The organism is Vreelandella massiliensis, from assembly GCF_900155385.1.
Classification (GTDB): Bacteria; Pseudomonadota; Gammaproteobacteria; order Pseudomonadales; family Halomonadaceae; genus Vreelandella; species Vreelandella massiliensis.
In genome coordinates, this window is record NZ_LT699745.1 from 1,875,706 (window position 1) to 1,888,273 (window position 12,568).

The following is a 12,568-nucleotide window of genomic DNA, read 5'->3' on the forward strand; positions in this document are numbered from 1 at the left end:
GTATTAGCTATAGACGGAAAGCGCGGTGTCCAACACCATGACGCCAAAGTTCTCCTTGGTGTCGTAGCTGGACAAGTTGCCCTTGAACTGCGGGTTCAGGAAGCCAAAGATTTTGGCGACCGAAATACCCAGCTCGTTCTCGTAGTCGAACACGTCCTCGACCCACTCAGCCGCGCCGATGTCGGCCATACCGAGCGCCTGCGCACCGCAGAACAAGGCACGCTGGCCGGTGTCGGTACCCGTGGTGGCACCAAAGCGATCACCGTCCGCCGCTTGCTCGTTAGAGAAGACGTGGCGGTACTCGTGGATAATCATGCCGTCGACCATGACGCTGGACGCACCCGAGAACAGGTCGTTCGATTTACCGCGAACGCCCGCATGACGAATGTTCTGGATGAAGTCGGGATCGAGGCGCAGATCGGCCATGCCCTGCGGCGTGACAAACACCATGTACAAATCTTCGCCGCCGTTGGAGCGCAGAGGCTTGAGATACGCGTCTTTGGCGTTGGCCTTCATGCGTACCAGCGACTTGTACGTCAGCGGCGTCAGCGAGCCATCCGGTGCGTCAAAGCCCGTGCCCTGTACCAAGTCACCATCGGCGCCCAGATAAAACTGGCGGTTAGTGGTCGGTGCCGGGGTGGCCTCAGCAAATTCCAGATTAGGCAGATTCGAGCCGGTGCGCGTAGCCCCGTTGGTATGCCAAGTGTATGGCAAGCTGGAAGCGGTCAAAAACGCAATCTGGTCGATACGATCGCCGAGCCAATAGGCCAACTTGTCGCGCGACTGGCGGCGGAAGTTGACGATCGACTTTTGATCGGCCATGCGGCCTTCGAGGCGGTTCGCGTTACGAAGCTGGTCAATACCGATCACGGTATCGAACGACTTCATGGATTCCTCGTTGTCTTCCAGACGGCTATCACCAACCACACCGTCGCCTTGTAAATCGGCAACGAGCGTCAGTACCGCACGGGCGCCTTTCTTGTCCTTACGCAGCTCGGTGATGTGATGGATCATCGAGTTGGCGGACTTGCCCAGGAACTTGTTGATAAAGGAGCGGTTACGGGCGTGTGCCCAGAAATCCATGCCCCAAGCGGTTTTTTGCTCGTCGGTCAGGGCCGCAAAATTCGTCTTCGCCATGATTGGCCTCGCTGGTTATTTGCCTGCGAGGAATCAGCCACTCGCTAGGCGTAAAAAATCGGTCATGTTGTGAACCTCTCTGTCCGTATCGGGGACTGCCGTAGCAAGTGCGCTTTTAGAGGGAGCGACCCTGGCCCGTATCGTGGACTATGCGTGGTTATATATTCGCATAGCTTATTAAAAAGAGCAAGCTGTGGGTTAGCTCACCGCAAAACAGTATTCGTTGTACCGTGCTATAATGCGCCAGTGTCCACCAACCAAGGGTGGGAGGCTTAGAATAATGACCACCACACGTATGATCCCGGCGACGAAGCATAGCTTTGTTGAACACCTTGTCGATTTTGCCTTTGAACTCGCCAGTACCACTGGGCGAATGATTCAGGGTGGCTTGGATGCGCGGGAGACTAATACCCCTAGTTATGAAGATTTTCGAAGGCTCGTGCGCAAATCGCAGGTTTCTTTTGACAACGTAATAGACGATGCCAGCCGATATATCGTCGACGTTGAAAACGGAACGAAAGAGCCCCTCGACTACAAGACGATTGAAAACTTTGTAGATCAGTTGAAAAAAATCGAAGCTGATGTGAAAACTGTGTTGGGTGACCCCAGCGTATCCGATGAGGTTACCTCCATCCTTGAGCAGTATGGCTATCGACGCACTGTTGCCAGAGCGCGCAGCCGTGTTGCATTGGCAGCGCATGTCTCCAAACAGAGGCAGTTCGTGCCCAAAACCTACACGCTCGACGTATCCGCAGAAGCGCTCAGCACTGCTACCAAAATAATGTCGCAAGGCATTCGTAAGCAGGCAGAGGGGCAGCATGGTTGAGGTCGTCTTTTTAGAGGAGACGCGGCACTTCTTTGATGAATTGGATAGCCAATTTCCCGGCTTCACACAACAGCTAGTGGAAGCCTTTAGGGATTATATCGAGTCAAAAAGAGAAATTGTCCCCGATATATTCGGCAACGACTGTCCGTACACTCACCCCCATAGCGCCTTTCGTGCGGAACTCATGCATATCCACATTGCGATTCCGCCCAGCAAGTTTCCCGAGAAGCGTCCTCAAGCTGACCGGAAGTGCCCAACAGGCCAGCCCGATAAAGATGCGGCGTTGGTGTATGTCCAAGGCGAGCTGGAAATAGACAGATATTGCCTAGTGGCCTTTCTCTACCCGAGTGCCCACGCTTTGGCCGGGGATGACAAAACAATCGCATATTTAGCAAGATTGGCACAAGATTTTAGAGATACAAACTGAGGTGGGAACGGTCGTGCTCATACCTAACAACGTCGATGGTCGACCAGTTGCTAAAGCTAATCCTTCTCCTGGCAATCACCAAAAGCACGCTAGAAGAAAATCCTTTGTGCGCTATAAAAACGCGTACGAAAAACTTGCCAGGGTGTAAAACGACCCACAACAAAAACCCCGGCTCCTAAGAACCGGGGTTGGCTTCACGACAACAATCGAATCAAACAAAGGAAACAGACTCATGACAAGAGTCAGTCGACGCTCCCCATTCTTTGGGGAGCTAACATCGCAGTGCCCACCACCCGATGTCGACTCTCATACTATACGCTTAGCTGATAGTAAAAAGCAAGCACTCCTTATAACGCATCGCCCATCAGGCGCGAGCGAACCGAGTCAGGCAGCGAGGCCCAATCTTCCACCGTCAAGGAATCCACGTCGACGGAATCCGCGCTCTCGCTGGTACGGCCCGTGGTACCGCTTGTCTCGGGCGGCGCCTTCTTGGCCTTGCTGACCTTCTCCCGCTTGGCCTGCTGCTGCGCCTGCTTGGCCATGCTGGCCTTCTTACTCTGCTGCGGCGCCGGTGCCTCTTGCTGAGCCGACTGCAACCCGTGAATCTTGCTCACTGCCGCCACGGCCCGTTCGGTCGCTTCCGCGCGCGTATGACCCTGCTGGAAGTAGAACGCCTGCAAATCCACCGCTTCCTGGCTGACCGACTCGTCAAACTGGTCGGAGTTCTCGTTCAGCGCCGGGTACTCCGAGTAGATTTTCTCAAGCGTCTGCTCGAAGGTCATCTGGTCGCGCACGTCAGCAGCGATCTTGTTCGGATCAACCTGTTGGGTGTTCTCCGACTCCACCGGCTGACCGCTTTGGCGCAGGGCAGTAAACACCTCCGACTGGAGCTTGGTCGCTTCCTCAGTCTTGCCTTCAAGCAGTGCCGCGTTGGCCGCGTTCATCTTCTCTTGAATCTGCTCGTCCGACAGCGAGTTGGCTTCCCGCTCGGCCTTCTGCTTGGCGCTCTCGACATCGCGGAGCTTGGTACGGGCTTCCTCTAGCTCCCGTTCCGCCGCTCGTAGCTGCGCAGTACGCTGGTCGAAACGCGACTTAGGAATGAAGGGTTCCTTTTCGCGCGGCTTGGGCTTCTCGGCGGGCTCGCCATCAGCCTCCGCGTCAGCCGGATCACCTTCGCCCTCAGCATCCTTATCCGCAGCCTGTGGATCAGCGTCCGCATCGTCCTCGGCAGTCGTATCATCAGCCTCGGCCTCGGTCGTTTCTTCTTCGGCTTCGCCTTCAGCCGCGTCGTCTTCAGCCGGTTCGCCCTCAGACGGTTGGCCCTCATCAGTCGGCTCATCGGGTTCGGTCGGTTCACTCGGCTCTACCTCGTCGCCCAAGTCCAAGTCACCCAGGCTCTCCAGTGGGTTGTCGTCGTTATACAGCCCCTCGTAGTTAAACGGTGTCGGCTCTTTCTCAGCGCTCTGTTTCGCCATGGTTAGGCTCCTTTCTCGGCAGGGTTGGAACGGTTGGCCTGTGCAGCGGCCAGTTGGGTTTCACCTTGGAAACGGGTACGGGCCAGATCAGCCGCCGTGCGTAGCTGCTCGCCTTGGCTCTTGGCGGATAGCGTCATGCCGGAGAGGCGCAGACGCGTAGCCAGCTCCTCGCGCTTGAGGGCAATCTCGGCCTCAAGTTTCTGCTGCTCGAACTGCATTTCGGGTGACTGCATACCGCCGCCCTCTTTCTCAACAGCGGCCATGTCCTTCGCGGCAGATGCCTGAGACTGTTGCGCTTGTGCCTGGAGCTTGGCCAACTCGCCTTCGAGCTTGCCAATCTCAAGCTGCTGCAACTTCTGCTGCATCTGAATTTCTTCGTCGGTCGGCTCGGCCTGACCCAGCATCTTCTGGATACGGTCGGCCAGTTCGTCGCGGTCGGTAAGGTTCGAGCGGCGAATGATCGCGTCGTCGGGAATAGCGACACCGCCTTCGTGGCGCATCTGCATCATCTGGGCAAATTCTTCCTCGTCGACGTTATCGCGCGTCGGCAAGGTCGTAATCGCCACGTCGTACCGGCCAGCGGTCACGTTATTCAGCACGTTGCCTACTTCGTCGATCTGGTTAATCACCAGCTCTTCGTCGCGCTGCTCAGGGTCGTCGGGGTGCAGGATATGCACCGTGCGTTCCTCGGTGTAGAAGTCCTGAATCAGCTCCAACAGCTTCTTGCCGACCAATTTGCGCGAGTACGCAAGGTGCTTGAACGGCTGGCCCATCTGAATCTGACCGCGCTGAGTCTTGCGGTCCATCGCCACGCCCGACACCTCGGCACTGGCTTGACCCATCATGCCGTCGTTCATGCCGCTGATCTGCTGGATCGCCATACCCGTCTTGTCGGAGATACGATCCAGGCCGGTCGGCACATGGTTGGGGCTGATCTTCTGCGGCGGCGTGGAACCACGGGCAAATACCAAGTGCAGGCCAGTTTCGGCGCCCTTCTCGGACAGCTCGTCCTCGGTCATGTTGACCAGCGAGCCGTCTTCCGTGATCCAGCCCGAGTTCGCCGTGGTGTTGACGATGTGCAGCTCTTGGCTCCTGGCCTTGTTGTAGAACTCCTGCGGATTGAGCAGGTTACGGGCCATGCCAAACGGCTTGCCGCGGCGGAAATACGGGAAGTACGGGATGATCGTAAAGCTGCGGTACAGCGACCAGTCATCGTAAAGCACCACATGGTCGGCGGTGACCGTCCAACGTACCTTGCGGCCAGGGCGCTTGATTACCTGGATGCCGTATTTCTCGGCCAGTGCCGTGGCTTCCTCCTCGCCCATGCTCGACGGCGCTTCACGCATGTCACCACTATCCGGGTCAACAAGCACATACTCATCCACCCACTGATAATGCTGACGCTCAATAACCCGCACGCTGCGAATAGTTCGGTCATCGACACCCTCGTAAGTGTGCGACTCCGGCTCCAAAAACGACTCACCGCCGAAGCGGTTGGTGCCAAAACGAATGGAGTCGTAGGCGTAATACTCACCGCTGTTCACCAGGGACGCGACCGAATCAGCCTTCCTCTGGCCGTACTTGGTCTTGATCTCGTCGAGCGACATCCAAGTGGTGACCATCACCTCGTTCCATGTCGAGGGGTCGTACTCCTTCGCTTCGGGATCAGGGATCACCGTCAACGGGTCGAGGTGCTTGATCGACACATCGCCCATCAAGTTTTCCTCGAAACTGATCCGCACGTCAAAAAAGCCACGGTCTTGGATCATGCCGTCGGCGAAGACGAAGTTTTCCGTGAAGTGGTAGTCGTTGGCCTGCATCACGGACTGCGCGACCTTACTCAGCACCAACGCGCCGTCACGGGTGGCCTCACGCTTGGGCAAGAACCCCACCTGCATCTCACGTTGCGACTGCTCCCCCAGTGCCGTGTTAATCGTCGACAGCACCAAGTTGAAGGTCATCGCCGGTCGGCCTTCGTCCTCCAACTTCTTACGGTCGTGCTCTGACCACTGATCCCCGCGATAAAACTCATCGCACTTGATGGCCATCTTCACGTAATCCGCGTGACCGTTGTCACGGGCGCGGACGTAATGACCCCACTGCCGCTGGGCAATCAGGGTGTCGTCGCCGGTTTGTGGGGTCGTCTTCGCCATACGGGATTAGTCCTCCAAATACAAGTCGACAATATCCCAGTCTTCGGAAAGCATGTCGGTTTGGGACGCAAGCCAACCGGGCAGCATGGCGCGTCGGCCTTCGCTGTTGGTTGTCCACATATCAATGTGTGGCAATATTTCACAAGACGGCTGACCAAGCGCCTCGCGGTATGGCGTTCCTTCACTCAGTTGGGCGTCAAGCGTTCCAGGAACCAGCACCAACCACATACCTTTGCCATTCCATCCCTTGCGAGCAACACGGTGACCAGCCTTCAGCGCCTCAATGGCTTGACCAAATGTCATCCCGACGACAGGTCGGTATGCCTTATCAAACACCTCTTTGGGCGACCAACTAACATAGCCAGCATATTCATGGGTGTTGGGCTGTCCGCCGTCGATGTACTCGACCAAATAACCTTCGTCGGCACCGTCTTCATCGTCTGGCAAAACCCAGCCACGAAAATCGTTGTAGGCTTGCCGATTCATTGGCTTGGCATTGATCAGCTTTGTACCGATATACCGCTGCATAAAAACACCTCGCTACGAAGTCATCGCACTACGAGTATTCGCCGTGCGTATAGTTTTAGACAGTTTATCACGCCAAGAGCGTTTTGGCGGCTGCTTTTTCTCCCGTGTCGTGGTAAAGAGCAATAGAAGCTGCCCCAGCCACGCTGCGCTGTCGACCATGTCATCGTGGGTACCGTTGGGAAAGCGCATCATTTCGGCTTGGAGCGCAAGCGTGGCGTCACAGTGGCGACGGAAAAAGACCCGTCCCTGCTGCATCCGGGCCTGTATTGGCCGCGCGCGGGCAATCTTGTCCTGTCGCCCCGGCTTTAGCTCCTCGATCGGCATCATGGTCTTGGTTTCGCGGATCCGCTTCTCCAAGATCGGCCCCATGGTCATCAAAATGTGGCCCCGCTCGATGCCCACGATCTTCGACTGCCACACCTTCTGCACCTCGATCATCTTCTCGACGATCTCAAGCGTCCGCCACCGGCCCCGCTGAATATCGACCACGTAGATGTTGTCCTTGCGATCCACGCCCACGGTGATACCCACGGTAAAATCGTTCTGTTCCTTCTGCCCGATGGCCAAGTCCCAGGCGGTGTAGAAGTTCAGCTCCTCCAGCGGCGGCAAGTCCTGCTGGCGGTACCACTGAAAATCCTCCTTTTTGAAATAATCCCCGTCGTCGGCCACCGGGTTCTGCTGATAAAGCGCCGACCAGTCGCGCGGGCCAATGGTGCGTTTGATCCGCTCCAAGGCTTCCACCGGGTAACGCTCGGGGTGAAGCGCCTCACCCTGGTTGCGGAACAACTCGTCATGCTCGGCGATGGCCGGGTACTTCACCACCTTCCACTCGTCACCCTCGCCATCTTCCATCTGCTGGAGCAACCGCCCGCCGAGGTCGTCATCATGCCAGCGGGTCTGAATCATAATCACGCCGCCACCGGGGGCCAAGCGGGTGTAGGCCGTTGAGGTGTACCAGTCCCAAATCGACTGGCGGGTGCCGTCGCTCTCCGCTTCTTCCCGGTTCTTGATGGGATCATCAATAATTAAGCAATGGCAGCCCCTTCCGGTCACTGGCCCCCCGATGCCAGCCGCTACGTAACCACCATCGTGGTTCGTGTTCCACACCTCAACCGACTGGCTATCCTTGGCTAGCCCCACGTCAGGAAACACCGATTGGTAGCTCTGTTCACGCAGAAGGCCGCGCACCTTGCGGCTAAAGTCATTCGCCAAAGAACCGGCATACGAGCAGGCAATGATTTCGTGGGACGGGTTACGCCCCAAGTGCCACGCGGGAAAGATACGCGACGCAATCTCGGATTTCCCATGCCTTGGTGGAACGAACAGCATCAGCCGGGGCGATTGGCCTGCCGCCACCGCGTTGCTGAACCACTCCAGATGCTCGCAGATGTCCTTATGCACCCATCCCGGCATATAGTCGGGATTCACACGCAGCACCAACGGCAGCAAATGATCCTTGGCCAGTTGGCGGCGGGCCAACTCCTTCCTGGCCTCCTCCTGCTGGTTGAAGACCTCCTGCTCCTTGGCCTTGCGCTCCGCTTCCCGCCGCGCCCGCTCTTGTTCCGCCTCCTGCTTCTGGCGGTACATTTCCTGACGTTCACGTTTCTGGCGCTCCATGCGCTGCTGCGCTTGCCGCTCGGCACTGGCTTCCTCGCCCACTGCCTCGGCTCGACGGGTCGCTTCGTCCGCGCGGCAGGTCACGCAGACCTTCTCCTTCAACAGCGTGCGGGGGGTTGGCTGCCCACATTTCGCACACGGGCTGGTGTGAACCTTGCGATCCTTGCCGCTGGCCACCTTCCGCTTTTGGCGAGGCTCCTTGTAACTCATTCGTCCTCGTCCTCGGTGTACTCCGCGTCGTACACCTCACCGGGGCGCAAGGTATCCATGCCGATGGACGCGAAGCGCAGCAACTCCTGCGTGCTTAGCCCCTCAAGTTGCTTGGCATGAGTTGGCAACGCCCGCTCGCTTTCCGGCTTGTCGAGCAGCCCGTGAAGTTTGACGAGTGAGTCCGTGGCGCGGGTCATTTCGGCACTGGTGCCCGCCGAGTGGTAAGCATTCATGTACATCTGGTGCGCCGTTTCCGTGGTGAACTGGATACGGGGCAACACCTGCTTGGTGAACTCCTCCTCGTAGTGCCGCATGTGGGCCTGTATCTCGGGCTTCTTTTCCCAGCGATAGCCAACATCGCGGTGGCACCCCACTTCCTTCGCCGCTTGGGCCACGTTCATCCCGCCCACGCGCGCGGCAATGAAATAGCGCTGCTGCGCCGTGATCCTGGGCAGATCAACCGCGCCAAGGTCGGCGTCGATCTCCATGTTCTGAAGATTGGCCTGGGTCATTTCTTTCGGGTCGAACGGCATAGACAAGGCTCGGTTATAAGCGATAGGACGTTTAATAACAGCCTATCGGCTATTAGCTATGCGTATATTGTAACTGGCGGGCTGTCAACCGGCAAATGGCGCAAGTCTATGGCCAAAAATATGCAGAAAATTTTTGGGATGGGATTTTGCGTTGTCGCTCATTCAAGGGCGATGGGTGAGCGACAAGAGGTTTGGGTCGAGAGAAAAAGGTACCGGGATTTTTGTCGAGAGTCGTGTGACGTGGTGTGGAGTCCCTGCGCAGCGGGGGCACCGACCCCGATTCGGTTTCTGGTTCCTGCCGATTTCGGTTTCGACTTCAAGGAACCTTGTTTCGACCCCCACCGGGGGGTGCTAGGTGGTGACTGGCTGTTGCTGCAGCCAGTCACCGATGCACGATTACTCAACTACTAGGAAGACTTAACCATGCGTACTCAATTCAACACTAATACTGCACTGATGACAACCATCACTGAGCCATCTATCGCTCGCGGCTCAAGCGTGCGTTGGTTCGTGCCACTGGCCACGCAACAGATGACAGTGGACGAGTGGCTCACCTGGGTAGGCGAGCAGGAAGCGACACGCAAGGACGGCACGACCTACCCCGCCATCTACAGCATCATCGGCGCTGGGCCATACGCAGCCAGTGAGGTGACACGCGCGATCTGGGCCGCTAACAAGATCGGCAAGCTGCCTTACGCCAAGGCAGTGCATCAAGCCGAAGCGTTCCGCGCCCTGGTCGACAGCATCACACACGCCTTTGGGGCCAAGCTCAACCGCGCCGTGCCGGAGGTGCCTGCTGCCTCGGTCAGCATCAAGACCGAGCAACAGGACGCGGGTACAACGCGCAACATGGCTGAGGAGATCGACGAAGCTATCGAGGATATGCGTCAACGGCTGCTGGAGGGGCTGATCGACGACGCGACCTTCGAGGCCAACGTCGGCGCCTTGCTGGCCATTGAGGAGGATGATCGCTGGGCAAGCGAGATGAAAGGCAACGCAGTCACTTCCAGTGACTCGGGTCGCCCTGCCGAAGACGAAGGGCGCGTGACCACGGCTATCCACGCGGTGGCCGATATATGGAACTACGCCGCCCATGACATCCTGTTCAGTGAAGCCTCACTGGTCGAGGCGGTTCACACCTTCGACAAAGTTGATCTGCCCATCGACGACCCAGAGTGGCAGGAGTGGGTGCTCAACCGCCTCGCCGATAGCTGGGCCGCGCGGCTTGAGTACATCGACGACAACACGCTCAAAGCGAAGGAGGAGAAAAAGATCGCCTATCGCGCAGCCGTCGCTGAGGGTGGCATCCTCGCCAACCCGCTCAAGGCACGCTGGGCAGTGAACCACGTCACGCGTCGCATCTGGCGTGACATGCAAGCCCTCAAGGATCGTATCGCCGGGTATGACGAGCGTATCGCACGAATCGGCGAGGCAATGGCGGTCGAGGAACGCTTTAATAAGCCCGCCCGCATGACGCGCATCATCGGCGAGACACCCACGCACATGAACGAAGACGGCACACCACGCCAACACTACCTCGTCTGGGAGGTGATCGACGAGCAAGACTTCGCACCCGAGGTCGAGTACCACGATGGCCGCAGCGTCAAGCGGCTGAGCCAAGGCGAGTACGACATTCTCACTTTCGAGAACATCAAGACACACGCCGAGGCACGCTTGGCACTCATGCAGCGCATGTACGACAAAGCCCGCGCGGTCGACAAGGCGCTCACGCCGGTATGGCAGGAGATGCACGACGCTGAGTCCGACACGATCATGCCGGAACAGCCGCCCATCTACTGGAACCAGAACGGCTTCTACCTCACCGAAGATGAAGCGCTGCTGGCTTATCGCCAAGAGCGTGACGCCCGCCGTGAGGAGCAGCAGGCCAAGACGCTGGAAGGGATCAGCAGCATCCTAACGCAAATGCTCGAAGCGCAAGGTTTCGCGTCATAACACCCACCACCGGAGGGGCTTCGGCCCCTCCACACTCTACTCAGGAGAACCACCATGAACATGACAGAACGTTTGGCCGCATCACGCGCCAAGATCAACGCCATGAAAGAACAACTGCCCGATAAGCCAGTCATCGAACTGCCCACCGGCTGGGTACACATCGGTGAGCGTAACGGTAAGCCACACTACCGCACCACGCCCGGTGTCACGGTACCCAAGCCCAAGCGCAACCCGGTCGCTGACCTGCTCGACCGTCTACCTAAAGAGCGCGGGCATCACAAGGTCGGTAGCACCTGTCCACACTGCCTGGGCAGCGGGCGCTACAGCGCTCACCGTGGGCACTTCCACAACGAGAAGTGCTACCGCTGCGATGGCAAAGGTCTACTCGATGCCAAGGACTTAGCGTATCTCAAGCGCAGGGAGGTGAACCAAGAACCCATCTGCAAAGTCGTTACGGCCTGATCAGCCTGAACAGATCACTCGCCCTTAACCCACCCACCTAGCGTCAGCGTCAACCCCGAGCTGCGCGTCGTTGCGTCAACCCCGAATACCGCGTCTTTGCGTCAGCGTCGCGTCTTGTTTCTTTGTCATTGTGTTTTGTGTTTTGTGTTTTGTGTTTTGTGTTTTGTGTTTTGTGTCAGTTGTCGATTGTTCATTGGCTGCACTGAAGCGTTAAACAGAGGACATTCATCACGGGTCACTTGCCGAGTGTCTTGGAGCATTCATCACGGGTCACTTGGCATTTGCCGAGTATCCCTAAGCCATCCGAACCACTGGAGACGAGGGAACGCTGCAAAAGAATCTGTGGCGGATGGCAAGCGCTAAGGGTCGAGGGTTACACAGCTCTCGGCCCTTTTTTGTGGGCCTTTGGCAATTGTCCCCCGCCATCAGAGCAATCTGCCACCTTCATAACCGATTGCAATCGTCTGCGAAAGCCCATGAACCAAGGGCTAACAGGTTTTTTGATTCCGCCACACTTTTCAGGTTTTCCAAATTTGGGGGACGTGTTTTAGGCCATTTGCTCTGTTACATGGGTTTTTTGGCCCTAAAAACGGGTTTTTTGGCCTTCGACAAAGATAGCTCGGCAATTGTCCCCCGCCATCAGAGCAATCTGCCACCTTCATAACCGATTGTGATTCTTTATGAATGCCCATGAACCAAGGGCTAACAGGCTTTTTGATTCCGCCACACTTTTCAGGTTTTCCAAATTTGGGGAAACAACGTTTATCGGCCCTCGTCCTTTGGCGGGGGTTTTTTGTAACGGAGGTAACAATGCGTAACGTGGACATCATCCAGCAGCACTGGCGGCTCGCCGCTGTTTACCACGACAAGGCTCGCTTGGCCTGGGGCGAGAGTCGAGACGCTTTGGAACGCCTTGCCGCTCGCCACGAGACGGTTGCCAACCAACTCATGCGGAGGGTTACACGATGAAAGGCGATATTCCTGTATCAATCGTGTATGCAGTGGATTCCACTGCCTCAAGCGGCATGAGCAGTGGATTCTTTGCCAATCCGACACGGGCCACGGCACAATTGGCCATTGACCTGCTACCCATGCTGCCGGTGCCCGTGGCAGGTGGCCTGGGCCTCTTGTTCTTTTTCGCGGCGTTAATCACCGTGCCAGCCATCGGTTTACGGCTCATAGGCATACGGCTCTAAAGCCCGGTATAGCGGCCTTTTCGACCGTTTTTTGGCGGTTTGCACCATGGG

12 protein-coding genes are annotated in these 12,568 nt (G+C 57.4%); 6 read left to right on the plus strand and 6 right to left on the minus strand.

Annotated elements, in window-relative coordinates:
* Window positions 1-3: 3 nt before the first annotated feature.
* A complete protein-coding gene (locus BQ9846_RS13455) occupies window positions 4-1,137 on the minus strand; it encodes a phage capsid family protein (RefSeq protein ID WP_075881456.1) in 1,134 nt (377 codons plus the stop codon).
* 280 nt (window positions 1,138-1,417) lie between these two features.
* On the opposite strand from BQ9846_RS13455, the gene BQ9846_RS13460 reads away from it, so the two are divergent.
* Together BQ9846_RS13460 and BQ9846_RS13465 are read left to right on the plus strand one after the other, a co-directional pair.
* Window positions 1,418-1,963, plus strand: a complete 546-nt coding sequence (locus BQ9846_RS13460) for a hypothetical protein (protein ID WP_075881457.1) — start codon at window positions 1,418-1,420, stop codon at window positions 1,961-1,963.
* Window positions 1,956-2,390 (plus strand): type II toxin-antitoxin system YafO family toxin, encoded by a 435-nt coding sequence (locus tag BQ9846_RS13465; RefSeq protein ID WP_075881458.1) that lies wholly within the window; start codon window positions 1,956-1,958, stop codon window positions 2,388-2,390. Before BQ9846_RS13460 ends, BQ9846_RS13465 begins: the two co-directional genes overlap by 8 nt.
* A 347-nt stretch (window positions 2,391-2,737) precedes the next feature.
* On the opposite strand, the gene BQ9846_RS13470 is transcribed toward BQ9846_RS13465, so the two are convergent.
* From BQ9846_RS13470 to BQ9846_RS13490, 5 genes are all read right to left on the minus strand, one after another.
* Window positions 2,738-3,865: a coiled-coil domain-containing protein gene (locus tag BQ9846_RS13470; protein ID WP_075881459.1), complete on the minus strand. Its 1,128-nt coding sequence runs from the start codon at window positions 3,863-3,865 to the stop codon at window positions 2,738-2,740.
* A gap of 2 nt (window positions 3,866-3,867) precedes the next feature.
* Window positions 3,868-6,018: a portal protein gene (locus BQ9846_RS13475; protein WP_075881460.1), complete on the minus strand. Its 2,151-nt coding sequence runs from the start codon at window positions 6,016-6,018 to the stop codon at window positions 3,868-3,870.
* Window positions 6,019-6,024: 6 nt separating this feature from the next.
* Window positions 6,025-6,546, minus strand: a complete 522-nt coding sequence (locus BQ9846_RS13480; protein WP_075881461.1) for a DUF2829 domain-containing protein — start codon at window positions 6,544-6,546, stop codon at window positions 6,025-6,027.
* A 12-nt stretch (window positions 6,547-6,558) separates the two neighbouring features.
* The gene (terL, locus tag BQ9846_RS13485; protein ID WP_144049429.1) at window positions 6,559-8,247 is read right to left on the minus strand and encodes a phage terminase large subunit; all 1,689 of its coding nucleotides are present in this window, start codon (window positions 8,245-8,247) and stop codon (window positions 6,559-6,561) included.
* Between the two features lie 122 nt (window positions 8,248-8,369).
* Window positions 8,370-8,906, minus strand: a complete 537-nt coding sequence (locus BQ9846_RS13490; protein WP_075881463.1) for a hypothetical protein — start codon at window positions 8,904-8,906, stop codon at window positions 8,370-8,372.
* 423 nt (window positions 8,907-9,329) lie between these two features.
* On the opposite strand from BQ9846_RS13490, the gene BQ9846_RS13500 reads away from it, so the two are divergent.
* The 4 genes from BQ9846_RS13500 (at window position 9,330) to BQ9846_RS13510 (ending at window position 12,517) form a co-directional block, all read left to right on the plus strand.
* Complete coding sequence (locus BQ9846_RS13500) at window positions 9,330-10,859, plus strand: hypothetical protein (RefSeq protein ID WP_075881465.1); 1,530 nt, start codon at window positions 9,330-9,332, stop codon at window positions 10,857-10,859.
* Window positions 10,860-10,913: 54 nt separating this feature from the next.
* On the plus strand, window positions 10,914-11,321 hold the full coding sequence (locus BQ9846_RS13505) for a hypothetical protein (RefSeq protein WP_075881466.1): 408 nt from the start codon (window positions 10,914-10,916) through the stop codon (window positions 11,319-11,321).
* An 810-nt stretch (window positions 11,322-12,131) separates the two neighbouring features.
* Window positions 12,132-12,290 carry a hypothetical protein gene (locus tag BQ9846_RS16715; protein WP_159437930.1) on the plus strand — a complete coding sequence of 53 codons (159 nt, stop codon included), beginning with the start codon at window positions 12,132-12,134 and terminating at the stop codon, window positions 12,288-12,290.
* Window positions 12,287-12,517: a hypothetical protein gene (locus BQ9846_RS13510; RefSeq protein ID WP_075881467.1), complete on the plus strand. Its 231-nt coding sequence runs from the start codon at window positions 12,287-12,289 to the stop codon at window positions 12,515-12,517. Before BQ9846_RS16715 ends, BQ9846_RS13510 begins: the two co-directional genes overlap by 4 nt.
* The last annotated feature ends 51 nt before the right edge of the window (window positions 12,518-12,568 follow it).

What these genes read in the sequence shown, in the direction of transcription:
- BQ9846_RS13455 (WP_075881456.1), bottom strand. Translation starts at nt 1,137, where the DNA reads ATGGCGAAGACGAATTTTGCGGCCCTGACCGACGAGCAAAAAACCGCT.
- BQ9846_RS13460 (WP_075881457.1), top strand. Translation starts at nt 1,418, where the DNA reads ATGACCACCACACGTATGATCCCGGCGACGAAGCATAGCTTTGTTGAA.
- BQ9846_RS13465 (WP_075881458.1), top strand. Translation starts at nt 1,956, where the DNA reads ATGGTTGAGGTCGTCTTTTTAGAGGAGACGCGGCACTTCTTTGATGAA.
- BQ9846_RS13470 (WP_075881459.1), bottom strand. Translation starts at nt 3,865, where the DNA reads ATGGCGAAACAGAGCGCTGAGAAAGAGCCGACACCGTTTAACTACGAG.
- BQ9846_RS13475 (WP_075881460.1), bottom strand. Translation starts at nt 6,018, where the DNA reads ATGGCGAAGACGACCCCACAAACCGGCGACGACACCCTGATTGCCCAG.
- BQ9846_RS13480 (WP_075881461.1), bottom strand. Translation starts at nt 6,546, where the DNA reads ATGCAGCGGTATATCGGTACAAAGCTGATCAATGCCAAGCCAATGAAT.
- BQ9846_RS13490 (WP_075881463.1), bottom strand. Translation starts at nt 8,906, where the DNA reads ATGCCGTTCGACCCGAAAGAAATGACCCAGGCCAATCTTCAGAACATG.
- BQ9846_RS13500 (WP_075881465.1), top strand. Translation starts at nt 9,330, where the DNA reads ATGCGTACTCAATTCAACACTAATACTGCACTGATGACAACCATCACT.
- BQ9846_RS13505 (WP_075881466.1), top strand. Translation starts at nt 10,914, where the DNA reads ATGAACATGACAGAACGTTTGGCCGCATCACGCGCCAAGATCAACGCC.
- BQ9846_RS16715 (WP_159437930.1), top strand. Translation starts at nt 12,132, where the DNA reads ATGCGTAACGTGGACATCATCCAGCAGCACTGGCGGCTCGCCGCTGTT.
- BQ9846_RS13510 (WP_075881467.1), top strand. Translation starts at nt 12,287, where the DNA reads ATGAAAGGCGATATTCCTGTATCAATCGTGTATGCAGTGGATTCCACT.